Consider the following 24,325-nt stretch of genomic DNA (forward strand, 5'->3'; position numbering starts at 1 on the left):
ATCATTTTGAACCAAACCCGGATGATAACTTCAGGATGGACAATTGACGCATCGTTCAGCCGATGCGTATCCGGACTTTCAGTCCGTTAATCACTAACCCACCGACTTTAGTCGGTGGTTGTTGAGTTTCATCTCCCAACAAGCGCACTTTGATATGGTGCCCGGAGGCGGAATCGAACCACCGACACGAGGATTTTCAATCCTCTGCTCTACCGACTGAGCTATCCGGGCAACGGGGCGCATTAAACCGTATTCGGTAGAACCCGTCAATATATTTCTTTTGAAATAGTGATTTGTGCTTTGAAATCACTCGATTAGTTAAAAATATAGGCAAAAAAATAACGAAGAGTAGAAAAATTGCTCTCCGTTATTTTCTTAATATTTTAATGTTTCAATGATGATAGCCTTTCTGGGCAGTATTGACTTTCATCAAGTAGCGGCGTGATTCTGCCGATGGGTGTTTAGTTGTCAGGGTTTCATAAATATCACCCGGTGCCATGCTGTTGATGATTTGAGCCGCTTTTTTCTTATCGCTGGAGAATACCCGTAATACACTGCCTGCACCGCCATTGTAAGCGGTTATCACCGCATAACGGCGGGAAGTTGCGTTAGTAATGCCACCTAGGTAACTGTTTTGTAATATCGATAAGTATGCCGTGCCGGCATCAATATTATTTTCTGGATCAAATAGATAACTACGGCTTGGTTGGCCTGCTTTGCCTTTCATCTTAAAGACATCACGGCCAGCGGTATGTTGTACAACCTGCATCAGTCCAAGTGCATCAGAGCGGCTGACGGCATATGGGTTAAAGCTGGATTCTATTTGCATGATTGCCAAAATCAGAGATTCATCTATACCATATTTGATGGAAGCTTGGCGAATCAGTGGTAAATATTTATGAGCGCGTTTATCTAAATGGTTTGGTACCAGTTGCATAGTGACAGACCAAATAACATGTAAACCAGATTGGCGTTTTTGTAATTTGTTGGTAAGCAGATAATCTGCAAAATGTGTTGCCCGCCATTCCCAACGGATCGGCTGGCCGTTATTGTCCATAACCTGCCCGTAAAGAAAGGGTTCTTTACTGATCTGAATGTCGTTAATATCAGAATAGAGATCGACAGAACCTGGATCATCACCCATTAATAAGGTGGTGATAATGGCCTTGCTCAAATATGTTGTGGGGTCTGTCGGAGAAATTGTCTCAATAGTGATCGTTCCGGCCTCAAAGTTGATATGGCTGCGGGTCTGGTATTGATCGGTATATTTGACGTAATCTTTTGGGCCTGCAATTAATACTTCGTGCAACCCCCAAATGTTTTCAATGTTGTGGGCAAATTGGCCCATCAAAATATCAAAGCCATTAGTGTCTTTTATATATTTTTCGTTGTATTTGGTATCTTTAGTACTGGTACAGGAAACGAGCAGTGGGGCAATAACAAACAGCGCTAACAGTTTTTTCATCTTACATTGCCATCTGGTGTTGAATACAACATCAGAGCCAGCGGCTCTGATGAAAGCTGAATATTATTTTTCTGGTGGGGTATATCCGTCAATTTGAATATCATGGCCTTCGAACAGAAATTTAACCATTTCCTGTTCAAGCAATTTACGATCTTCCGGATTCATGGTGCTAAGTTTTTTCTCATTGATCAGCATGGTTTGTTTACTCATCCACTGTCCCCATGCTTCTTTGGAAATTTCATTGAAAATGCGTTTGCCCAACTCTCCCGGATAAAGCTGAAAATCCAGCCCCTTGGCTTCACGTTGTAAGAAAGTACAAAAAACAGTTCTGCTCATAATAAATCCTCAAAATAGCGGGTATGGGATTCAGCTCAGTTGTTGCAACAGATATTCAACTGGTGCTGCCAGCCCAACAGTCGCGGGTTGCTGTAAGTTATACCAAAGTCCTCTATTTTCATCCATGCAAGCGGCAAAAGATAAAATATTTATTTTTATCGGCACAATATCCAGATGAAAATGGCTAAATGTGTGGCGGAATGCGGTTAGTTGCTCATGTTTACTGTGAGAAATACCGGATTGTTCCAGCCAGCTATTCAACAAATCCAAGCTTTCAAACTGAGGAAATGCGAATAATCCCCCCCAGATCCCCGTTGGTGGGCGCTGTTCCAGCCAGACCGTGTTGTCATTCTGCATCAGCAGGAAATAAGCTGTTTTTTCAGGAATGCTCTGCTTAGGTTTTTTACCCGGGTATTTTGTCCAGCTATGGTTAGCATAGGCGATACATCCCTGCTTTAATGGGCAGATTTCACATTTTGGCTTGCTACGGGTGCAAACCATTGCCCCTAAATCCATCATAGCCTGATTAAAATATTCCACTTCTTTTGCTGGCGTTACATTGGTGCTGATTTGCCAGAGGTGACTTTCAACCTCTTTTTTACCCGGCCAACCTTCTACTGCATAACAGCGGGCCAATACTCGCTTAACATTGCCATCAAGAATCGGGAAATGCTTACCCTGAGAAAGCGAAAGGATTGCACCGGCGGTTGAACGGCCGACGCCAGGCAGGGCAACAACATCATCAAATGTTGTTGGGAATTCGTCATGATGTCGTTCCACAATCTGTTGCGCTGCTTTATGTAAATTACGGGCGCGGGCGTAGTAACCAAGACCGGTCCATAAATGAAGAACTTCATCAAGCGGTGCGGCAGCAAGCGAAGCTACATCAGGAAAACGTGAAATAAAGCGCTGAAAATAGGGAATGACTGTTGCAACCTGGGTTTGTTGCAACATCACTTCTGAAAGCCAGACGTGATAAGACGTTTTTTCCAGTTGCCAAGGCAGGGTTTTACGACCGTAACGATGGTACCAATCCAGTACCACTTTAGAGAATTGCTTTGCTTCCATCATTGGGATAATTATCTTTAGGGAATATCAGTGTTTCGTGAACAGGATTGCAACATAGTGTTACCTCGCTGTAAACCGGAACTTTGTTTTCGCGGCACTGCCCAATCTGGGATTAAAATTGTACTTGTCACTATTGGACTTGCTAAAATCGCCCATCTTTGGATAATGCGCTCTCTTTAGGTGGTTTGCCGGTAAAGCAGCCATAAGCGCCTGAATAAACGCCTTTAAAACTGACAGAAATATCATGATAAATAACGTAATTTCGCCGGAATTTGATGAAAATGGCAGGCCATTGCGCCGTGTTAGGAGTTTTGTTCGTCGTCAAGGCAGGTTAACTAATCGTCAGCAACAAGCACTTGATGATCTCTGGCCAAAAGTGGGTGTTGAATATCAGGCGGAAAAGCTGGATATGGCGACACTTTTTGGGCGTGAAGCCCCCATTGTACTGGAAATTGGTTTTGGCATGGGAGCATCACTTGTCACTATGGCAAGCCAGAATCCCGAAAAAAACTTTCTTGGGATTGAAGTTCATGTACCTGGTGTTGGTGCTTGCCTGGCTTCTGCTGAAGGTGAAAATATCAGTAACTTGCGGGTGATGTGTCATGACGCTATTGAAGTGTTGGAAAAAATGATCCCGGAAAACAGTCTGGAAATGGTACAGCTTTTCTTTCCGGATCCGTGGCATAAAGCGCGCCATAATAAACGCAGGATTGTCCAGCCGCCATTTGCTGAACTGATAAAAAGTAAGTTGAACGTGGGTGGTGTATTCCATATGGCGACTGATTGGCAGCCATATGCTGAACATATGTTGGAAGTGATGAATGGCGTAGATAATTACCTTAATTTGTCTGAGAATGGTGATTATGTTTCGCGTCCATCTTCACGCCCGGTAACGAAATTTGAATTGCGCGGTCAGCGGTTGGGGCATGGCGTGTGGGATATCATGTTTAAGAGGGTTAAGTAATGGCTAAAAACCGCAGTCGTCGTTTGCGTAAAAAGATGCATATTGATGAATTCAAAGAAATGGGCTTTTCTGTTAAGTGGAGCTTCCCGTCGAATACACCTATAGATGTTATTGACAGCACTGTTGATGCATTTATTGATGAGCTGATTGAATCTAATGGTTTAGCGCTGGATGCCAGTGGTTACCTGCATTGGGAGGGTTTAATCTGCCTGCAAAAAGTTGGTATGTGTACAGAAGAACACCGCCAATTGGTTGAGAAATGGCTGACGGATCGTGGTATGGAAGATGTCATGACCTCTGAACTGTTTGATGTTTGGTGGGATTGAATAACATATCGCTGTAAAATAGCCTGAGTGAATAACAACAGGGGCACCTTTAATAGGTGTCCCTGTCAGGAGTAAAATCAGTGAGTACAACGTTTTCTAACACGTTATTGTCGGATATTTTGCGACAAGTTCGCCCCCTGATTGGCCAAGGGAAAGTGGCAAGTTATATTCCTGCATTGGCAGAAGTTCCTGCTGATAATCTGGCAATAGCTATTTGCACCATTGATGGGCAGATATTTCATGCCGGAGATGCTGAGAAGCGTTTTTCGATTCAATCTATTTCTAAGATATTGAGCCTGACCTTAGCGATGACACGTTATCAGGAACAGGAAATCTGGCAGCGGGTCGGACAGGAGCCTTCCGGTCAGCCATTTAATTCATTAGTTCAGTTAGAACTGGAAAAAGGCAAACCCCGTAACCCTTTTATTAACGCGGGTGCGTTAATTGTGTGTGACATGTTGCAGTCGCGGTTGAGCGCACCTAAGCAACGCATGTTGGAGGTTGTACGTAAACTTGCTGGTTGCCCTGATATCTGTTACGACAACAAAGTTGCCCGTTCTGAAATGGAACATTCTCATCGAAATGCGGCAATTGCCTATCTGATGAAATCCTTCGGTAATTTCGATAACGATGTGCTTGCTGTACTGCAAACTTATTTCCATTATTGTGCTTTGAAAATGAACTGTATTGAACTTGCCAAGTGTTTCGTTTATTTGGCTAATCAGGGAAGCACGATAGGTTCTGAACAGCAGATCTTAAGCCCGCGTCAGGCACGACAGATTAATGCGTTGATGATGACCTGTGGTATGTATGATGGTTCCGGTGAATTTGCATTCAGGATTGGTATGCCGGGAAAATCTGGCGTTGGTGGTGGGATCGTATGTGTTGTGCCGGGAGAGTTGACGGTTGCTGTCTGGTCACCGGAATTGGATCGATCGGGGAACTCTTTAGCGGGTTGTGCTGCCTTAGAACTGTTAGCCGATCGTGTCGGGCGATCCGTTTTTTAACTTTCAGGTGGTTTTCTTAGGAGAAAATATGTTACGCAAAACTATCATTGCTGTATCTTTGCTATTTGTTGCTCAGGCTCAGGCTGGTTATGAATGCCAGGTAAATCCGCAGAATGACATTATTATTACTTCTCAATCTGTTCAGGTTGTGGGAGCAAGCGGTAATCTCCAGATTTCACCTGATGGTTCGGTTATCCGTGATGGTAAGAATCTGAACTTAAATACGGAACAGCGTCGGAAAGCACAACATTATCAGCGAGCTTTGCGGCAGGATTTGCCCTGGATTAAGCAAGAAACCAGTAACCATCTAATAACTGCCCGTAAATCTTTGGATAAAGTGGTGGTGGAGACTATGGGGAAGGACAGTAATGTGCGTAGCCGGTTGTCTGATCTTGAATCAGGGCTTAATAAACAGATAAGCCGAATTATTGAAACCCGCTCAGAGGGTATAGCATTTCATCATCAGGCGATTAAACAGGTTGAAAAAGAGAGCCGTAGCTTAATTGAACAGAGCCTTGGTGGCGTGTTACAAGACAGCATTAATGAGATTGGTAATAAACAATTCAGTTTGAATGGTGATAATAATCAGGCATTGCAATCTTTGCTTGGTAGCTTAGGTGGGTTGCAGAATAATTTGAAAGCTGAATGGAAAACTCAGGAAGAAGATTTCCAGCGTTTTGGTAAAGAGGTTTGTGGTAAAGTCAGCGGCCTTGAACAACAAAGAATTGAATTACTGAATTCTATTAAGTAATCCCCAATAATTACAAATAAGAATCAATTTGAAATTGATTCTTATTTAGATTGACATATTTTTCCCGCCACCTAGAATGCAGATTGTTACTAATATCCTTTCTTGGAGCGCGATATATGAAAAAGATAATCCCTGTCGTTCTGGCTTCATTATTTGTTGTTGCAAGCCATTCCGTATTTAGTCAGACATCTGCTGTATTCACTCCAAATGCTGTTGCTTCCCAGGTTGGCGATAGAATCACAGTGAAACATCTTTCTGGTGAAACGGATGTCAAAAGGGATCCTCAGAAGGTCGTTTTATTTGATTTCGGTACTTATGATTCATTGGCTAAATTAGGCTTGTCAGATCGGGTTATTGCACTACCTACTGGTTATACACCTGAATATCTCCGCAATAATTTGCCTAAAGGGGTAGAAAGTGCCGGGGGTATAAAAGAGCCGAATTTGGAAAAGTTGGCGCAAATTAAACCCGATCTGATCGTTATCACCGCCCGCCAAGGGCCTTTCTATGAACGTTTGTCAAAAATAGCGCCAACCGTTAATCTGGGAACTGATAGTAAAAATTATCTGGTTTCAGTTGAAAGTAACCTGAAATTATTAGGTGAGTTGTTTAGTAAGCAAAATGAAGTGAAAGAGCAGATTGTTGAATTGGAAAAAACAATTGCTAAAGTTCAGGATAAAGCTAAAGCTTCTGGTGCTCAGGTTTTAGTATTATTGCATAACGCAGATAAATTAATGCTGAATAACCAGAGCGTCGTGTTTGATGTGGTTAAGGCACAGAAAGCGGAAGTGCCTATTCCGGCTGGTGAGGATAAAACCAAACGCATTGTGGTGACTTCCGACATGATTGCTCAGGCCAATCCAGATGTGATTCTCATTATTGATCGCAGCGAAGCAATTGGTGCCGGTAAACTTGATAAAGTACAGTTTGAAGATGATAAAGTAAAATCTACTTCTGCATATAAGAATAGCAAAATTACTTATCTTAAATCTGATCTGTGGTATTTATCTGGTGGTGGTTTGGAAAGTCTGGCAGCACAAATTAAAGCTGTTGAGGATGCCATTTAATCAGCCGCTTTTGTCATGTTGAATTTGGGCTGTGATTGAAGTTCGATAATGTGTTGTCTTAGAGCCTATCCCAGTAGCCTTAATGGGATAGGCTGTTAGTTTGACAGTTAATATTACCGGTGACTGTCAGATTTAATTCCAGATGTTTATATTGGAAGGAATATATCAAAAACAGGCAATTACACAATTTAAATTACAGGACCGTGATTATTCGTTAACTTTTTCTATATGTTGGCTTTTTATTGTTGAATTAAATGATAAGTTTTTATTTAAATATTTATAATTTCATTGAGTTGTGAATTATATATTATTTAATTTATGATTGCAGAGATACTATAACAATATAATAGTTTTCTGCCGATTATTAGCTTTCTTGATCCAAAAATTATGCTTATTTAAGCACAGCTATGCATAAACTCGAAACCAATGGTGGTATCGAGTTTATGCACAAGATGATCTTTATGGAGCTGAATTTTTCGAAGGCAGTTTTTGCATTAAATAAACAGTTCCAATAATGAATTCAAGAACAGTTTCCCTTTCTGCGTAATTTGCCAATGTGTCGTTGTTTCAGAAAGATAACCTGCTGCTAAGGCTTGATCAATTTGATTGCGGATTGAACTTTCCGATAATCCGGTGAAATCACTGAAATCTTGTTTTGGCATAGCTTCCAGTAAACGGAAGCGGTTCATAAAAAATTCAAATGGCCGATCTTCATTTTCTACCTGATGCTGTTTATCCAGATAGCGCCCCTGCATATATCCGCGAGGATGTTTGGTTTTTACTGTACGCAGAATACGGCCATCTTCAAATGTGATTTTTCCATGAGCGCCACAACCAATACCAAGATAATCGCCAAAACGCCAGTAATTGAGATTATGCTGGCATTGATAGCCTGGTTTGGCATAAGCAGAAGTTTCGTATTGCTGATAACCTGCTGCTGTCAGCAATTGATGCCCTTGTGAAAAAATATCCCACAAAGCATCATCGTCAGGCAGAACCGGAGGGCGGGAACCAAAGCTGGTATTCGGCTCAATAGTCAGTTGATACCACGAAAGGTGCGGTAGTGATAACGCAATTGCCTGACGTAAGTCATCCAGTGCTTCATCAAGGCTTTGGTTTGGCAAACCGTGCATCAAATCCAGATTAAAACTACGTAGCCTCAGGCTGGCGGCTAAATGTGCTGCCCGTTTGGCTTCATCCGGCCCGTGAATACGGCCAAGACGTACCAGTTTATCCGGGCTGAAGCTCTGGACGCCAATGGATATTCGGTTAATGCCGGCTTGCTGATAACCACTGAAACGGTCGGCTTCCACTGTACCCGGGTTGGCTTCCATAGTAATTTCAGCTTGCGGCGATACCGGCAGGAGAGTACGAACACCGTCCAGTAATTGTTGCATCCCTTGTGAACTGAGCAGACTGGGAGTTCCACCACCAATAAAGATAGTGGTGATTTCCCGGCCGTTGACCATTGGCAGATCCGCTTTCAGATCTGCTAATAAATGGTCAACATATTCCTGATGTGGAACATCACCTTTTAATGCATGGGAGTTGAAATCACAGTAAGGACACTTTTGTACACACCACGGAATATGGATATAAAGACTCAGTGGTGGAAGCTTAAGCATTACGTAATGTATCCAACATCATTTTCAGTGCTTGACCGCGGTGTGACACGGCATTTTTTTGCTCACCACTTAACTCAGCCGCAGTACAGCCTAATTCCGGTACGTAGAAGATGGGATCGTAACCAAACCCGCCATTACCGGCAGGTTCATGGGCAATAATCCCCGGCCAGCGGCCATGAAATACCAGAGGTGTGGGATCTTCTGCGTGGCGTATATAAACCAGAACACAGTTAAACTGAGCCTGGCGTTGATCATTAGGAATATCTTTCATCGTATCCAACAGCTTTGCCAGATTTTGCTGATCGGTGGCACTTTCACCCGCATAACGGGCTGAATAGATGCCTGGAGCGCCGCCAAGGATATCTACGGATAAACCAGAATCATCAGCAATCGCTGGCAGGCCGGTGATTTGTGCCGCGTGACGGGCTTTAAGAATGGCATTTTCAATAAATGTCAGCCCAGTTTCTTCGGCAGAATCTACGCCTAATTCAGTTTGAGCAACGATATCCAGACCAAAATCAGCCAGTAATTGCGCCAGTTCACGAACTTTTCCGAGGTTGCCGGTTGCCAGAACAACTTTTTGCATTATTTTGAACCCAATTTAATTCTTATTTACTGTATCAGCCATGAGAGAACATCAGCGCGGAGATAGTTCAGCGCGTAGAGGATCAAAATGACGATCATTGCGGAGAAATCAAGGCCACCCATTGCTGGAATAATACGGCGGATAGGTGCCATCAATGGCTCTGTCAGTTGCATCAGAGCATAGTCAATCGGGTTGCGGCCCTGGCTTATCCAGCTTAACAGAGCACGCGCTAGCACCAGCCAAAATACCAGCTTGCCTGCGGCTGTCAGCAGTTCAATTAACCCGATAGGGATGAAAAGCGTGAGGAAGGCAAATGCACCGGTACTGAACCAGAGTTGCATGGTTAATTTAAGCAGCACCAGAGCATAGGCCACAACAACAGAAGCGGTATCAAGCGGGCCAATAGCCGGGAGCACACGGCGCAGTGGCCGAACGACCGGCTGAGTAATTTTCACGACAAACTGGGCAAATGGGTTGTAAAAATCACAACGGGCCCATTGCATCCATACACGAAGTAATAAAACAACGATGTATAAATCCAGAATGGTGAACAGAATAAAAGTTAAAAATTGCATTTAGCAGCCCTGATAAAAATTAAAATTGTTTTTCTATTTCCTGTGCGCGGCGAATAGCTGCCTGCATGGCACTGGATACGATTTCCGGCAATTTGCTTTCATAAAAAATGCGCAATGCTTCCGCAGTGGTACCACCTTTAGATGTTACCTGCTCGCGCAGGGTTGCAAAAGGGAGATCTGCATTTGATGCGGCCAGCGCCGCAGAACCGGTTGCTGTTTGCAAAACGATTTCACGGGCTGTTTCACTGTCAAAACCTAGGCGTTCTGCCTCCTGTTGCATTGATTCCATAAACAGGAAGAAATAAGCAGGGGCACTACTTGCTATAGCGATAATATCATTGATGCCGTTTTCATCCTTTACCCAGTGGGTTTTACCGACGCTGTTCATCAATGCTTGAGTGAAATCACGGTCAGACTGACTGACTTGCTCAGGCGCGAATAATCCACTCAACCCCTGACCAACTAATGCTGGGGTGTTTGGCATGATTCGGACAATGTTGAGTTTGTCTTGTAATAAAACTTTAAAGCGTGCAACAGAAATTCCTGTTGCGATAGACAGAATTAATTTGTTACTGAAATCCACCTGCTTCTTTAGCGGCTGGCAGACATCTGCCATCACTTGCGGTTTTACCGCCATAACAACAACATCGGCTTCCTGTGCGCAGCGAATATTATCACTGCTGCTATTGACGTCATACTCCTTTGCCAGTACATCGCGGCGAGCATTGCCAGGAGCGCAAACATTAATCAGCTCCGCAGGGTAGCCTCCTTTTACTAATCCGGCAATGATGGCGTGAGCCATATTACCTGCACCAATAAAAGTAATTTTACGTTTTTCCATTAAATACCTCGTAGCATTGATATGGTTAGTTGTGATACTGACGTGCACCGAAAATTGCCGTCCCGATCCGTACTAATGTGGAACCACAATTAATGGCAGCAGCCATATCATCAGTCATCCCCATTGAAAGGGTATCTATTTGAGGATATTGAGTTTTCAGGTTAAAGAAAGCCTGTTCCATTTGCCTGAAAACCACTAATTGGCGTTCATAGTTGGGCTCCGGTGCGGGGATTGCCATTAAACCGCGTAGTTTCACGTTCGACAGTTTGCTTATTTCGGCTGCCAAAGTGGAGAGTTCAGCAAGTTGAATACCTGATTTACTCTGTTCATCACTGATATTTATTTGGATAAGAATATTCAGTGGTTCCATTCCTTCCGGGCGTTGTTCGTTTAGACGTTGTGCTATTTTCAGACGGTCAACGGTATGGCACCAGTTAAAATTTTCTGCTACCAGACGGCTTTTATTAGACTGTAACGGACCGATAAAGTGCCATATCAAATCATTACGATTTGCAAAATAAACAATTTTTTCTACCCCTTCCTGTACGTAATTCTCACCAAACTGGCGCTGGCCGGCAACGATTGCTTTTTCGATATCTTCCACAGGCTTGGTTTTACTGACTGCAAGCAGAGTAATTTCTTCTGGAGCGCGTTCGCATTTTTGTGCGGCAACGGCTATGTGGGTCCTGACATCTTGTAAATTTTGTTCAATATTGTTCATAGTGACTCAGGAGATTAAAAAATGAATATGGATAAGCTAGTGGCCCTTAGTGTAAAGCATAATGCTTCAGATCTGCATCTTTGTGTTGGGCAAGCTCCTGTATTACGTATAAATGGTGTGCTTTATCCACAAACTCAACTGTCATCTGTAAATAATGCTTTGCTGGAAGAGTGGAGCAGGCAGTTTCTATCAGAATATCAGTTAGAACAGCTATTAGTTTGTGGACATGTGGATTTTGCGATGGAGACAGAAAACCACCAACGATTGAGAGGCAACATTTTTCGTCAGCAATCGGGGCTGTCAGTCGTTCTGCGCTTAATTAGTTCGCAGTGCCCAACTCTGGAACAGCTAAAAGCGCCTGAAATTATCCGGGAAATGATTTTGCGGGAAGAAAGTGGATTGATTCTGGTGACTGGTGCCACAGGCAGTGGGAAATCGACAACCTTAACCGCCATTGTGGATATGCTGAACAGTCATTGTTGTCAGCACATTATTACATTGGAAGATCCTGTGGAATTTATCCACCACAGCCGCAATTGTCTGATACAACAACGACAAATCGGATTGGACTCTTCCAGCTATCAGGAAGCGCTGAAAGGTGCTCTTCGGCAGGATCCTGATGTATTGCTGTTGGGTGAGCTACGGGATAAGGAGACAATACGTCTGGCATTAACTGCGGCAGAAACAGGGCATTTGGTATTTTCAACTTTGCATACCAGAGGCGCAGTACAAGCAATTGATCGGCTGGTAGATATATTTTCGGCGGAAGAAAAAGGATGGGTACGTAGTCAGCTTGCAGGGAGTTTGAAGGCTGTGATAGCGCAGCAATTGGTTTCTGCACAGGATGGAGGGCGGATTGCCGTGTATGAAGTGTTGGTGGTTAATCAGGCGGTCAGTCATCTGATACGGGAAGGAAAAAATCATCAAATAACAACGCTTATGCAGACAGGTGCTGCCAGTGGAATGCAAACCTATGAGCAAGGCTGGCAGCAGCGTAAATTACAGGGATTATTGGCTGAGCAGACGGAGGTTAGCAGTTAATCGTTGTTGTTAGTTGATCCGCAGTTATTGTTAGTTGATAGCTTAATAGTGCAGCTCGAACCAGCTTTCCAGAATAATAACAGCGGATGCAGCATCGACTTTACCTTTATCTAAAGCTTTGTAGCCTCCACGGTCAAACAGATGAGCGCGGGCTTCAATCGTTGTCAGGCGTTCATCCTGGAGTTCAATTTGTACACCAAACCGGCCATGAAGCCGGTTTGCAAATTTACGTGCCTGTGTTGTTACAAGTTGCTCAGTGCCATCCATATTGAGGGGAAGACCAACAATAACCAGATCTGGCTGCCACTCTTTAAGTAATTTTTCGATTTGCTGCCAATTGGGGATACCATCTGTGGCTTTAAACGAGGTCAATGCTCTGGCGGTACCCGTAATTTCCTGCCCGATAGCTGCGCCGATACTGCGGGTACCAAAATCGAAGGCCATTATTGTGCGGTTACCCATCTATGCATGTCCTGCCTGTGGAGCAATATTATAGATATTGATACCAAGCAAAGATGCGGCTTCACGCCAGCGATCTGCAATGGGTGAGTTGAAAATAATATGTGGATCAGCGTTTGCGGTGAGCCAGCTATTTTCCATTATCTCTTTTTCAAGTTGCCCCTTTTCCCAACTTGCATACCCCAGCGTGACTAATATCTGTTTTGGTTGGCGTGGCGTACCCAGGGTTTCAAGCACATCTTTGGATGTGGTGATCATCGTGTCATCGGAAATTTTGATACTTGAACTGAAACCTGGTTGTGGTGTGTGCAATATAAAACCATGATCTTCGGCAAGAGGGCCACCTGTCATGACCGGTTTGTTTAGGCTGATACTTTCATCCCTATCTTCCGGTGAAATTTTCAGTTTTTGTAGAACTTTCCGAACAGAGATTTGTTCAATTGGTTTATTTATCACCAATCCCATTGCCCCGTTTTCGTTGTGTTCACAAACGTAAACAACTGAGCGTTTGAAGTAGGAATCAGATAATGTGGGCATGGCGATAAGAAAATGGTGCTGTAGATTCATTTTGTTTTTGGTAATTAACCTGGCTATTTAAGGATTATTTAGCCCACAGTATGTGGGCTAAAAGTGCAAATGACAAACCTTGACAGGAAAATTAACGAAAAGAGCTTTTTATTTCTCCAATCGTTTTTCAATCGCATTCATCAACATGCCGGTTATTGAAATATCAGGGAAAGCTGCCTCTATCTCGCGTGCACAGGTTGGGCTGGTGACATTAATTTCAGTCAATCTGTCACCGATAATGTCCAGTCCAACAAAAATTAACCCTTTTTCTTTTAACGTTGGCGCAACAGCTCTGGCTATAGCCCAGTCACTTTCTGAAAGCGGACGCGCTTCACCACGACCACCGGCAGCAAGGTTACCACGGGTTTCGCCTTGGGCTGGAATGCGGGCCAGACAATAAGGAACAGGTTCTCCATCGACAATTAATATCCGTTTGTCGCCTTCTTTTATAGCAGGTAAGAAATTCTGTGCCATGCAGAAGCGATTGCCGTGTTCTGTCAGGGTTTCAATAATCACGCCGACGTTTGGATCCTCTTTTTTCAGGCGGAATATAGACGCGCCACCCATGCCATCCAGCGGTTTAAAGATGACATCACCATGCTTTTGATGGAATTCACGCAGGTGAGCAGCATTGCGGGTCACTAATGTGTCTGGTGTTAAATCAGGGAACCAGGCTGTGAAGAGTTTTTCGTTACAATCGCGTAGGCTTTGTGGTTTATTGACGATAAGCGTACCTTTCTCTTCAGCGCGCTCGAGAATGTAAGTGGCGTAAATGTACTCAGTATCAAATGGAGGGTCTTTACGCATCAGGATGACATCCAGTGTTTCCAGTGCCAGATCTTGTTCTCTATCGAATTGATACCATTGCTGTGGATTATTTTCTACTTGCAATAGGCGGGTACGTGCGCGGGCTTCCCCTTGGTGCAGATAGAGATCGCTCATCTCCATATAATGAAGTTCCCAGCTGCGGCGTTGCGCTTCCAACAGCATAGCAAAACTGGTGTCTTTCTTGATTTTGATGGATGAAATGGGATCCATCACTATTCCGAGTTTGATCATTCTTTCTCCTTAACCCAAATCGCCGAAACGCACTTGTAATGCAGTAATTGCGGTAAGCGCTGTCGTTTCTGTTCTTAAGACACGTGGTCCTAACAGGATATCAGTAAATTGGTAATGAGCTGTCATAGCAATTTCATCTATTGATAAGCCACCTTCCGGGCCAATAAGTAAACGTACTTTTTCCACAGGTAAAGGCAGGGTATTGATGCTTTGGCTGGCGCGTGGATGTAAATTTAATTTTAAACTGCCATCATTTTCTGCACACCAGTGTTCAAGTTGCATCACCGGACGAATTTCAGGTATGCGATTACGGCAACATTGCTCACAGGCAGCAATGGCAATTTTTTGCCATTGCTGAAGTTTTTTAGCCAGCCGTTCTCCATCCAGTTTGACACCACAGCGTTCAGAAATTAAAGGTGTGATAACATTCACCCCTAACTCTACAGATTTTTGAATGGTAAATTCCATTTTCTCACCGCGGGATATGACTTGCCCCAGATGCAGATTAAGTGGTGATTCGTTATCGGCAAGTTCACTATTGTTAATATGAACTTTGACAGATTTCTTATTGGCTTCGGTAATTTCAGCATTGAAGATCTGATTACTGCCATCAAACAGTTGTAACTGTTGACCGTTACTCATTCTGAGTACCCGCCCGACATGGTTGGCTGCCTCATCACTCAAATAAATTTCAGTGTCAGATGAGAGTAATTCCGGGTGATAAATGCGGGGTATACGCATGTTCTTCTTTCCTTCCTGCGGGGTATAGCTGTACATAAGGCAATAAATAATGGTGTTATGATAAGGTAGGCTCAAGCCAATTATCAAGTTATCTCTGATACCGGTTTTTATCTCTGAATAAATGTTGCGAGTCTGCTCGCAGATTTATCTCTTATTTGAATGTTCTCTATTTATTTTGTTGTTTTAATGTGGGCGTTTTTATTATTATCTTATTGTGTCGAAAGTATAATAGGAATTGCTTCTATTCTTCAATTAAGATGTTTTTAATGTAATTGGCTGAAATTAAATATGTTTTATTTTGCTGGCGTTAATGTAATGATTGTTATTCTGGCTGTTTCTATTGGAATAACAGCAGGAATTACTTTAAATAAAGTGATATCGGTGTTTCCTGAAATTATTTATGGATATGATAAAATAGCTTTTGGTTATTTTCAGGTTGAATTAGTTACACTGTTTATAACTGCTTTTTTTGTTATTTATCTTCCATTGGGTTTTCATTTATATGTTGTTTTAATATTTATTTGGATGCTAATTATACTTTCTTTTATTGATATAAAAATTCAATTGTTGCCAGATATAATAAATTATCCACTTTTATGGTTAGGTTTATTATTGAATTTGAATAAAACTTTTGTGCCTATTGAACACGCTGTAACAGGCGCGGTTGCAGGTTATTTGATTTTATGGTCGCTCTATTGGTTGTTCAAAATTATCAATCACAAAGAGGGGATCGGGTATGGTGATTTTAAGTTAATGGCGGCAGTTAGTGCTTGGTTGGGAATTGGCGCAATTCCTTTATTAATGCTCCTATCTTCATTGTTTGGCATTATTGGGTGCTTATGGATGTGGAAATTACGGGGAAATTATCAGGCACCTGTCGCTTTTGGCCCATATATCGCCATTTCTGCGATCATAATGCTCTATTTGAATTTACAGGGAGTTGATGGATTATCGTGGATGGTGCCCAATAATTGAATAAGGTATGGGCGCCAGTAGTTAGAGTTGTGGTATTAAAACTGAGAATGAATCAGAGCATCTTGCCAACGTTTTGGCTGTCCCAGATATTTATCAAGAGAAATAACGGATAGCTCGTTTCTGTCATTTTCCTGAATAAAGGTAGGGAAACCCGAGCCGCCAACTTTTGCCAATAGTTCACGGCTGTTCCTGATATGCTGGAGACTTTCTGATTCATTATTCAGTGTCAGCGCTTGCTGGAACTGTTCTGAATCAAGCTGTAATTCATTTGCTAAATTCAATAATGTTTCAGTTTCGCTGATTTTTAATCCACGAACATAATGCGCTTTTTGTACCGTCAGTAACATTTCGACACCTTTACCAGCCAACTTTTCTGCCGCAAGAATGGCTGATATTGGTGGTAATGAATCCATAATCAGTGAGTTATCGTTTAACAGTGCAACATATTGCTCGCTGAAAACTTGCCCGGTAAGGCTTGCGATCCGTTTATCCTGATTAAGGATATAGTCACGCCATGTGCTGTCGATTTGGCGTTTGTTATCACCCGTCAGCATTCCGCCGCCATGTAATTCAATTCTTACATTCGCGACCTCTTTTGCGGCCTGTATGAGAGAAGAAACGCCATAACACCAGCCACATAGTGGATCATAGATATAATGCAGAGTCATTCCGGGCATATTACTTATTCCTGAAAAATAGTTAATTGACTTATTGAGGCCACTTCATTTCGCCTTTCAGTACTTTGGCACTCAGTTCGAGGCTGGATTTGTCTCCAAGTTTTGGATAGTGCTTTTCCATTGCCGCTATCAGCGCTTTTGAATCTTTCGCTTTTGGTAATTCTTTCTCAAAAATAGTCAGGTATTTTTGCGTGAACTTGACTGATTCCAATGTCATTGGTGCGTTACCAACGAAATGTCCCGGCACCACAATGGTAGGTTTCAGTTCTTTGATACGATCCAACGTTTGCATCCAATTCTTCCGGGATGCTTTAGTCTGTGTATCAGCCATCCAGACATGAATGTTGCCTGAAACGGTGACGCCACCGACTACCGCTTTCAGCTTTGGTATCCAAACGAAAGTACGGTCAGCCGCGGGGCCATCAAGACCTTCGACGATCAGCTTTTCACCATCAACTGTAAAAGTGTTACCTTCCAGCGGTTGCGGCACGATAACTTTTTTGGGGGCCTGTTCTTTCAGGACACCTCCCCAATAAGTCAGTTTGCCATCTTTAGTATGGTTGATTTCTTTGATTGTTTCTGGTGATGCAATGATTTTTGCATCAGGGAACGCGTTGGTCAGGGTATCAAGACCGAAGTAGAAATCAGGATCGGACTGACTGATATAGATGGTTGTCAGTTTCTTACCGGTATCCTTAATTCTTTTGACCAGTGCTTCAGCATCATTTTTTTGGAACTGAGCATCGATCAGTACAACTTCTTTATCACCACTAATGATTTCAGAAGAGACGGGAAATATGCTTTTTTCACCTGGATTATAAACATCCAGTTTTAGATCAGCGGCTTGTGCCAGAGAGATGGTACCTAAAGAAAGGATACCAGCCAGCGCAATATTTAATGTTGTTTTGCGAGTCATGATTGAATTCCTGATGTTGTGTCAATGGGGCTTATAATAAGTTGCGTTTTTCGATGGAAAAACCGCATAATTGGCAATTATTTGTTGCATAAATCGAGCTAATTGATGGATAGAGTCACTGCTGCGCAAGTGTTCACTATAATTGTAGAACAAGGCAGCATGATTGCTGCATCGGAACGGTTAGATATGTCGCGGGCAATGGTGTCGCGCTATTTGGCTGAAATGGAGAAATGGGCGGGAGTACGCCTGTTACATCGTACAACCAGAAAGATCAGCCTGACATCAGCGGGAGAGATCGCCTATCAGCGCAGCCGTAAGCTGTTGCAATTGGCGGAAGAGATACCTGTCCATCAACCAGTAGTAGCTCAAGAGCTTAGTGGTCTTTTGCGGATAAGCAGTTCTCAGTCTCTGGCAATGAGCGCACTGTCTGTGGCTATTCCTGAGTTTATGCAAATTTATCCTCAGATAGCTATTGATATGCAGATGAGTAATAAGGCAATAAACTTGGTCGAAGAGCGGATAGATTTGGCGTTACGGATCACGAATAATCTGGAACCGAATTTGATTGCCAGACCGTTATCGACTTGTCACTCTGTTGTTTGTGCCGCTCCTTCCTATCTGGCAGGAAAAATGATCCCTCATAAGCCCGCTGATTTGGTGTTGCATAACTGTATGACTTATAACTTCTTTGGCAAAAGTCTTTGGTTGTTTGAACGTCAGGGGGAAAAATATTCTGTTCCTGTTAGCGGAACTTTGAGCGCTAATGAATCCATTGTCTTAATGGAAGCAACATTGCAAGGTGCGGGAATCGCTATGCAACCTTATTATTCTGTTGCTTCTCATCTGGCATCAGGCAAACTGATTCAGTTGTTGCCGGAATATCAACCTCAGGCCATGGGTATTTATGGTATTTATGCCAGTCGTCAAAATATGCCGGCAACGCTCAGGGCATTACTGGATTTTTTGGTGGAATGGTTTGCTTCTTCTCCATACTGGCAAAAATTAATGCTGAAAAGCTAACTTGAGTTTCTGAGGAAATAGGGCAATCTGTGCTTTCAGGTGTTCAATAAAAGCATCGACTGGGGTGGAAGAAGGGCGGTGAATGGGTTTGATCAGGCTGACAGTAAAAGGAATGTTAATACTAAACGGGCGGGCGCATATTTCAGCTTCGCCGTGGTAGTCCAGATAATCGAGTACGGTCAGTGGGTTGACAATAGAAACGCCGATGCCTTCCCGCACCATGGCACAGACTGATGCGGCACTGTGAGTTTCCATAATCATTCGGCGGTGAATATGGTGCTCTGCGAAGATTCCATCAATAAGTTGACGGTAGCTGTCTGTTATCGAAAGACTGATAAAATTTTGCCCACTGAAATCTTCTGGCGTCAGTAATGATTTATGACTAAGTGGATGAACTGCGGGCAATACGCAAATTTCATTCAGCGTGATCAGTGTTTCTCTTTGTGTACCGGGTGGTGTTTGCAAATGTTCGGTCAGGCCAAGATCATGACGCTGAGCTGAGAGCCACTCTTCCAATAGCGGTGATTCTTGTGGAATGATGGTTAAATTAGCCTCAGGGTATTGGCGGGTGAAGTTGTGACAAACTTTAGGTAATAAGGATTGTGAAAATACCGGCAGGCAGGTAATAGAAAGTTGAGCGTGTTGAAATTTACGGATACTGTCAGCTGCATTCATGATTCTTTCAAGTCCATAATAAGAGCGCTGAACTTCTTCAAAAAGGCGTAATCCTTGTGCTGTCGGATGCAGGCGGCCTTTTACCCGGTCAAACAGTTTGAATTTTATCAGATGTTCGAATCGTGCTAATTCACGGCTGACGGTCGGTTGTGAAGTTTGTAATAAAACCGCCGCTTCTGTCAGATTTTTTGCCGTCATTACCGCGTGGAATATTTCAATATGGCGCCATGAACAAGCAGACATAGATGACTCCTTTAGTTGATAACTCTATATCACAGATGAATAGACTATAGCGAAACAGATATTTTTATTCCTGTTTTTTACTGCTAATAATGGGTTATCTGCTGATTTTGTGAGAGAACCCATAATGAGTACCTTTATCCGTAATAGTCGTTCTGATCTGATACCAGAAAATCTGAGCTGTCTGCCAGAAACGTATGGTGCTCCGTTATGGGTTTATGATAGCGAAACGATTATCCAAAGAATCAGAATGTTACGTCAGTTTGATGTGGTTCGGTTTGCGCAGAAAGCTTGCTCTAATACTCATATTTTGCGTCTTATGCGTGAGTATGGTGTGAAAGTTGATGCGGTTTCACTGGGTGAAATTGAGCGTGCTTTGCGGGCTGGGTTTCGTCCAGGCCAAGAAATGGCAGAAATCGTTTTTACTGCTGATTTGATAGATGTTCCAACGCTTAGACAGGTAACTGAACTGGATATTCCGGTTAATGCGGGTTCTATTGATATGCTGGAGCAGATTGGTCAATGTCAAAAAGGGCATCCGGTATGGTTGCGGATTAACCCTGGGTTTGGTCATGGTCATAGCCAGAAAACCAATACTGGTGGTGAAAACAGCAAACATGGTATTTGGTATCAGGATCTCCCACTGGCAATTGAGAAAATACGGCACTATGGATTGAAATTGCTTGGTTTGCATATGCATATCGGTTCTGGTGTTGATTATCAACACCTTGCGAGTGTGTGCGATGCAATGGTTGAACAGGTTATTCTCTGCGGTGAAGATATTCAGGCAATTTCAGCTGGTGGTGGTTTATCGACTCCTTATCGGCAGGGAGATGAACAGATCGATATCGCTCACTATTTTGGGCTGTGGGATGATGCCCGTAAAAGAATTGAGCAACATTTGGGCCATAAAGTTGAGCTGGAAATTGAACCGGGGAGATTTTTGGTTGCAGAATCCGGCATTCTGATGACAGAAGTTCGGGCTGTTAAACAGATGGGAAGCCGTCATTATGTGCTGGTGGATGCAGGATTCAATGATTTAATGCGTCCGGCAATGTATGGCAGTTATCACCATATTTCGGTTTTGCCTGCTGATGGGCGCCAGCTTGAACAGCATCCATTGCAGGAAACGTTAGTCGCAGGTCCGTTATGTGAATCAGGTGATGTTTTTACACAGGTTGAAGGTGGTGGGGTTGCGCCAAGAATGTTGCCACCTGTTCAGGTTGGCGATTATCTGGTTTTTCATGATACCGGTGCTTATGGTGCGTCAATGTCTTCTAATTACAATAGCCGTCCGCTTATCTCCGAAGTGCTGTTTATTAATGGCAAACCTCAATTGATTCGCCGTCGTCAAACGATTGAAGAGTTATTAGCGTTGGAAGAGGTATCTTTTGCATCTGTGTCGTGAAATATGGGCGATACTCTAAGGTATCGTCCCAGACCGTAGACTTAAACCTATCCCTTAATCCTGTCAATCCAACAGAGTTTCCTTAAAAAGCATTATAAAAAAGGGATAGAACGGTTAATTTGGTAGGGTTAATGCCCTGAAAAAAATATGATTATCCGAAAAAACATAAAGGGGTATCTTTATCTCATTAGGCTATTTACTGGTTGGTTTACAAAGATAGAAAGCGAGTGTTATTAATGTTTTTTAAACGTAAAACACGATATCCCTGATGATTAAGTTTAATAAAAAGCAGGCGAAAAAGTGGAAGAAAATCGTTAAAACCTTATGCCGATTAAACCCGGGCGTTAAAATAATGACCTTGAATAGTAATTGAAAACCTATCCATAATAAATCCATCAGTGGAAAATAAGAAACAAAAATCGACTTTGTTAATGCTTATGTCTCTTGGGGGAAAAGAACATTGGCAACTCGGGGCGATACCCCAAGGTATCGCCCCGTGATTACATCCATTCTTTAGTTGTCAGCATCAGGCCGCTTTCGTTTTTGGTTTTTTGTCCAGAATAGGAACAGCCAGCGCCTCCGGTTCAAACTCATCGACATTAATAGAACGTAAACGGTTTGCTTCGGCACGTTTAAGAATTTCAGCCTCTTCTGGCGTGATCTTACGTTCTGCCAGCGCCCGTTCTGCCAGTTTATCCAGGCCAGTAAAGCCAAGACGTTTGCCAGCTTCGCGGCTCAGACGGGCATGGATCGGTTCTGCAGCAATAATGTCGTGCAGAGCTTCTTCCAATAATCCGTGAGGGTTATGTTCGCTTGGTGTCAGATATTGACCACGGCCAATACGATCACGGGTAGCTGAAGGCTGTTGTAAGAGCTGTGCCAGCTTGTGATCCAAATGGTCAGATGGCGCTGAATGCACACGTCCTAATGGGAAAACAATAACGCGCATCAGACCTGCAACCAGACGGTTTGGGAAATTACGCAGTAAGCTGTCTATCGCCTGTTCTGCCTGATACAGGCTATCCTTAACGGCCCAGTGTACCAGCGGTAAATCTTCTTTCTGACGACCTTCATCTTCATAACGTTTCAAGGTCGCTGAAGCCAGATACGTTTGACTCAAAACATCCCCAAGACGGGCAGAAACACGTTCACGGCGTTTCAGGCTGCCACCTAATACCCCCATTGCCACATCTGATAACAGAGCTAGGTTGGCACTCTGACGGTTTAATTGTTGATAATAACGGCGGGTTGCATCATTAACCGGTGTGCTGCTGGTGCGGCCATTGGTCAGGCCAAGCCAGAAGCTGCGTAACAGGTTACTGGCAACGTGACCGAGGTGGCTAAACAGTGCCTTATCAAAATCTTTAATACGGTTATTTTCAGCAGCGGCCATTTCATCAAGTACATAAGGATGACAGCGAATAGCTCCCTGACCATAAATAATCATGTTGCGGGTCAGAATATTGGCGCCTTCAACGGTAATGGCGATAGGTGCGCCCTGATAAGCGCGGGCAAGGAAGTTGGATGGGCCAAGGCAAATACCTTTACCACCGGCAATATCCATTGCATCAATAACTGAGCGCTGGCCTCTGTGAGTACAATGATATTTCACAATAGCCGATAGCACGGAGGGTTTCTCGCCCAGCATGATACCTGTTGTAGCAAGCGTTGAAGCGGCATCCATCAGATAGGCGTTACCGGCAATACGTGCCAGTGGCTCTTCAATCCCTTCCATTTTACCAATTGGCATTTTGAACTGACGGCGAATATAAGCGTATGCGCCAATCGCCATGGCAACGCTTTTCAAACCACCTGTTGCATTTGATGGCAGGGTGATACCTCGGCCAACAGACAGACATTCAACCAGCATACGCCAGCCTTGTCCGGCCATTTTCGGTCCACCAATGATATAGTCGATTGGCACAAAAATATCTTTACCGCGAGTCGGGCCATTCTGGAATGGAATGTTCAGCGGGAAATGGCGATGACCAATTTCTACTCCTGGTACATTTGTCGGGATCAAGGCACAGGTAATGCCTAATTCTGTTGTATCGCCCAGTAAATGGTCAGGGTCAGAGAGTTTAAAAGCCAGACCAAGTACGGTGGCGATAGGGGCAAGGGTAATATAACGTTTGTTCCAAGTCAGACGCATACCCAGAATTTGTTCGCCTTGCCATTCTCCCATACAAACTACGCCTGTATCCGGGATAGCGCCGGCATCTGAACCGGCTTCCGGGCTGGTCAGAGCGAAACAAGGGATCTCTTCACCACGGGCCAGTCCGGGTAAATAACGGTTTTTTTGCTCGTCGGTGCCATAATGCTGTAATAGTTCACCTGGGCCAAGAGAGTTAGGTACACCTACGGTGATGGCCAGAATGCCGGAAGTACCTGCCAGTTTTTGCAATACCCGTGCTTGTGCATAGGCTGAGAATTCCAGACCGCCATACTCTTTTTTAATAATCATGGCAAAGAAGCGGTGTTCTTTCAGGTAGTTCCATAACTCAGGTGGTAAATCAGCAAGTTCATGGCTTATCTGGAAATCATTGGTCATGCGGCAGGCTTCTTCTACCGGTCCATCCAAAAACGCTTGTTCTTCAGCGGTTAACTGAGGCTTTGGATAGTCATGCAATTTTTTCCAGTCAGGTTTGCCCCGGAACAGATCACCTTCCCACCAGGTAGTACCGGCATCAAGGGCTTCTTTTTCCGTGCGGGACAGACTTGGCATCACTTTACGGAAGGCTTTTAATGCCGGAACGGTGAGCAAGGAATGACGAATTGGCGAAAAATTCAGCGTGAACAGAATGATGGCCATGGGTAGCAACATCCAGTAGCTCCATGCATCAATAGCGCCCATCAAGACGGTATAGACAAGGAGCAGTAGGCTGCTGAGGCTGAGATTGACTTTGTGATAACAAAGTATCCCAAGCAATACTAAGAATAGAATGATACTCAATGTGGTCATAATAAAAGCTCCTGGTTAATCTCAGGGTAAGTCATCAGAGGTCTGACCTGTTGTGTTCTTCTTCTCTTTTTAGACCAGTAATTTGTTTTTATCAATATATTTACATCTTAATTACAATGCAGCTCACAAACTCGTGGTAATCGGAAGCGGATTAATTTCCCAGAAATGTGATGTTGTCTTCTTTCAAGGCCCTTGATCCGGTAAACTGCCATCCGGCATAACATTAAAGATTACCTGACTGAAGTGAGGAGCT

General features: G+C 43.5%; 25 protein-coding genes and 1 tRNA gene. 9 read left to right on the plus strand and 17 right to left on the minus strand.

The genetic code is table 11. The features are described from left to right. Positions 1-155: 155 nt before the first annotated feature. The 4 genes from C5470_RS17370 to mutY all read right to left on the minus strand — a co-directional run bounded on the left by C5470_RS17370 (position 156) and on the right by mutY (position 2,872). Positions 156-231, minus strand: a tRNA-Phe gene (locus C5470_RS17370). Between the two features lie 160 nt (positions 232-391). Further along, positions 392-1,465: a membrane-bound lytic murein transglycosylase MltC gene (mltC, locus tag C5470_RS17375; protein ID WP_166290941.1), complete on the minus strand. Its 1,074-nt coding sequence runs from the start codon at positions 1,463-1,465 to the stop codon at positions 392-394. A gap of 63 nt (positions 1,466-1,528) precedes the next feature. Continuing rightward, complete coding sequence (locus C5470_RS17380; RefSeq protein WP_036849997.1) at positions 1,529-1,801, minus strand: oxidative damage protection protein; 273 nt, start codon at positions 1,799-1,801, stop codon at positions 1,529-1,531. A 30-nt stretch (positions 1,802-1,831) separates the two neighbouring features. Then, entirely contained in the window at positions 1,832-2,872 is a 1,041-nt protein-coding gene (gene mutY / locus C5470_RS17385) for an A/G-specific adenine glycosylase (RefSeq protein WP_166290943.1), read from the minus strand. 241 nt (positions 2,873-3,113) lie between these two features. Between mutY and trmB the strand changes: the two genes are divergently transcribed. The 5 genes from trmB to C5470_RS17410 all read left to right on the plus strand — a co-directional run bounded on the left by trmB (position 3,114) and on the right by C5470_RS17410 (position 6,984). Continuing rightward, entirely contained in the window at positions 3,114-3,833 is a 720-nt protein-coding gene (trmB, locus tag C5470_RS17390) for a tRNA (guanosine(46)-N7)-methyltransferase TrmB (protein WP_166290945.1), read from the plus strand. Further along, positions 3,833-4,159, plus strand: coding sequence for a YggL family protein (locus C5470_RS17395; protein WP_036849990.1), 327 nt, complete (start codon positions 3,833-3,835; stop codon positions 4,157-4,159). Before trmB ends, C5470_RS17395 begins: the two co-directional genes overlap by 1 nt. An 80-nt stretch (positions 4,160-4,239) precedes the next feature. Further along, a complete protein-coding gene (glsB, locus tag C5470_RS17400; RefSeq protein ID WP_166290947.1) occupies positions 4,240-5,166 on the plus strand; it encodes a glutaminase B in 927 nt (308 codons plus the stop codon). Between the two features lie 28 nt (positions 5,167-5,194). After that, positions 5,195-5,917 carry a YggN family protein gene (locus C5470_RS17405; RefSeq protein WP_036849986.1) on the plus strand — a complete coding sequence of 241 codons (723 nt, stop codon included), beginning with the start codon at positions 5,195-5,197 and terminating at the stop codon, positions 5,915-5,917. Between the two features lie 116 nt (positions 5,918-6,033). After that, positions 6,034-6,984 (plus strand): siderophore ABC transporter substrate-binding protein, encoded by a 951-nt coding sequence (locus C5470_RS17410; RefSeq protein WP_166290949.1) that lies wholly within the window; start codon positions 6,034-6,036, stop codon positions 6,982-6,984. Between the two features lie 494 nt (positions 6,985-7,478). Here C5470_RS17410 and hemW read toward each other — a convergent pair whose 3' ends face one another. From hemW to C5470_RS17435, 5 genes are read right to left on the minus strand one after another with little or no spacing between them, the layout of a single operon-like run. Continuing rightward, positions 7,479-8,609 (minus strand): radical SAM family heme chaperone HemW, encoded by a 1,131-nt coding sequence (gene hemW / locus C5470_RS17415; protein WP_166290951.1) that lies wholly within the window; start codon positions 8,607-8,609, stop codon positions 7,479-7,481. After that, positions 8,602-9,195 (minus strand): XTP/dITP diphosphatase, encoded by a 594-nt coding sequence (locus C5470_RS17420; protein WP_036849979.1) that lies wholly within the window; start codon positions 9,193-9,195, stop codon positions 8,602-8,604. Before C5470_RS17420 ends, hemW begins: the two co-directional genes overlap by 8 nt. 26 nt (positions 9,196-9,221) lie before the next feature. Further along, complete coding sequence (locus C5470_RS17425; RefSeq protein WP_036849977.1) at positions 9,222-9,770, minus strand: YggT family protein; 549 nt, start codon at positions 9,768-9,770, stop codon at positions 9,222-9,224. Positions 9,771-9,789: 19 nt separating this feature from the next. Further along, positions 9,790-10,611, minus strand: coding sequence for a pyrroline-5-carboxylate reductase (proC, locus tag C5470_RS17430; protein WP_166290953.1), 822 nt, complete (start codon positions 10,609-10,611; stop codon positions 9,790-9,792). A gap of 25 nt (positions 10,612-10,636) precedes the next feature. Next, positions 10,637-11,332, minus strand: coding sequence for a YggS family pyridoxal phosphate-dependent enzyme (locus C5470_RS17435; protein ID WP_166290955.1), 696 nt, complete (start codon positions 11,330-11,332; stop codon positions 10,637-10,639). A gap of 21 nt (positions 11,333-11,353) precedes the next feature. Between C5470_RS17435 and C5470_RS17440 the strand changes: the two genes are divergently transcribed. Next, on the plus strand, positions 11,354-12,373 hold the full coding sequence (locus C5470_RS17440; protein ID WP_036849972.1) for a type IV pilus twitching motility protein PilT: 1,020 nt from the start codon (positions 11,354-11,356) through the stop codon (positions 12,371-12,373). Between the two features lie 42 nt (positions 12,374-12,415). On the opposite strand, the gene ruvX is transcribed toward C5470_RS17440, so the two are convergent. The 4 genes from ruvX to rsmE form a co-directional block, all read right to left on the minus strand. Continuing rightward, positions 12,416-12,835, minus strand: coding sequence for a Holliday junction resolvase RuvX (gene ruvX / locus C5470_RS17445; protein ID WP_036849970.1), 420 nt, complete (start codon positions 12,833-12,835; stop codon positions 12,416-12,418). Beyond that, positions 12,836-13,399 (minus strand): YqgE/AlgH family protein, encoded by a 564-nt coding sequence (locus C5470_RS17450; protein ID WP_036849968.1) that lies wholly within the window; start codon positions 13,397-13,399, stop codon positions 12,836-12,838. A gap of 108 nt (positions 13,400-13,507) precedes the next feature. Further along, positions 13,508-14,458 carry a glutathione synthase gene (gene gshB, locus C5470_RS17455; RefSeq protein ID WP_166290957.1) on the minus strand — a complete coding sequence of 317 codons (951 nt, stop codon included), beginning with the start codon at positions 14,456-14,458 and terminating at the stop codon, positions 13,508-13,510. A 9-nt stretch (positions 14,459-14,467) separates the two neighbouring features. After that, positions 14,468-15,199 carry a 16S rRNA (uracil(1498)-N(3))-methyltransferase gene (gene rsmE, locus C5470_RS17460; protein WP_036849964.1) on the minus strand — a complete coding sequence of 244 codons (732 nt, stop codon included), beginning with the start codon at positions 15,197-15,199 and terminating at the stop codon, positions 14,468-14,470. 288 nt (positions 15,200-15,487) lie between these two features. On the opposite strand from rsmE, the gene C5470_RS17465 reads away from it, so the two are divergent. Beyond that, entirely contained in the window at positions 15,488-16,174 is a 687-nt protein-coding gene (locus tag C5470_RS17465; protein WP_166290959.1) for a prepilin peptidase, read from the plus strand. A 35-nt stretch (positions 16,175-16,209) separates the two neighbouring features. Here C5470_RS17465 and C5470_RS17470 read toward each other — a convergent pair whose 3' ends face one another. Together C5470_RS17470 and C5470_RS17475 are read right to left on the minus strand one after the other, a co-directional pair. After that, complete coding sequence (locus C5470_RS17470; protein ID WP_166290960.1) at positions 16,210-16,851, minus strand: DsbA family protein; 642 nt, start codon at positions 16,849-16,851, stop codon at positions 16,210-16,212. Positions 16,852-16,882: 31 nt separating this feature from the next. After that, the gene (locus C5470_RS17475) at positions 16,883-17,767 is read right to left on the minus strand and encodes an MBL fold metallo-hydrolase (RefSeq protein WP_036849960.1); all 885 of its coding nucleotides are present in this window, start codon (positions 17,765-17,767) and stop codon (positions 16,883-16,885) included. Between the two features lie 105 nt (positions 17,768-17,872). Here C5470_RS17475 and C5470_RS17480 point away from each other — a divergent pair, with 105 nt between their 5' ends. Beyond that, entirely contained in the window at positions 17,873-18,787 is a 915-nt protein-coding gene (locus C5470_RS17480) for a LysR family transcriptional regulator (protein ID WP_166290962.1), read from the plus strand. Here C5470_RS17480 and C5470_RS17485 read toward each other — a convergent pair. Beyond that, the gene (locus C5470_RS17485) at positions 18,770-19,705 is read right to left on the minus strand and encodes a LysR family transcriptional regulator (RefSeq protein ID WP_036849955.1); all 936 of its coding nucleotides are present in this window, start codon (positions 19,703-19,705) and stop codon (positions 18,770-18,772) included. The two genes, C5470_RS17480 and C5470_RS17485, sit on opposite strands and share 18 nt — an antisense overlap. Before the next feature lie 124 nt (positions 19,706-19,829). On the opposite strand from C5470_RS17485, the gene lysA reads away from it, so the two are divergent. Further along, complete coding sequence (gene lysA, locus C5470_RS17490; RefSeq protein ID WP_166290964.1) at positions 19,830-21,110, plus strand: diaminopimelate decarboxylase; 1,281 nt, start codon at positions 19,830-19,832, stop codon at positions 21,108-21,110. Positions 21,111-21,636: 526 nt separating this feature from the next. On the opposite strand, the gene fadE is transcribed toward lysA, so the two are convergent. Continuing rightward, positions 21,637-24,072 carry an acyl-CoA dehydrogenase FadE gene (gene fadE, locus C5470_RS17495; protein ID WP_166290966.1) on the minus strand — a complete coding sequence of 812 codons (2,436 nt, stop codon included), beginning with the start codon at positions 24,070-24,072 and terminating at the stop codon, positions 21,637-21,639. Positions 24,073-24,325: the final 253 nt, after the last annotated feature.

Origin of the sequence: Photorhabdus stackebrandtii (assembly GCF_011189495.1) — a bacterium.
In the GTDB taxonomy this organism is placed as follows: Bacteria; Pseudomonadota; Gammaproteobacteria; order Enterobacterales; family Enterobacteriaceae; genus Photorhabdus; species Photorhabdus khanii.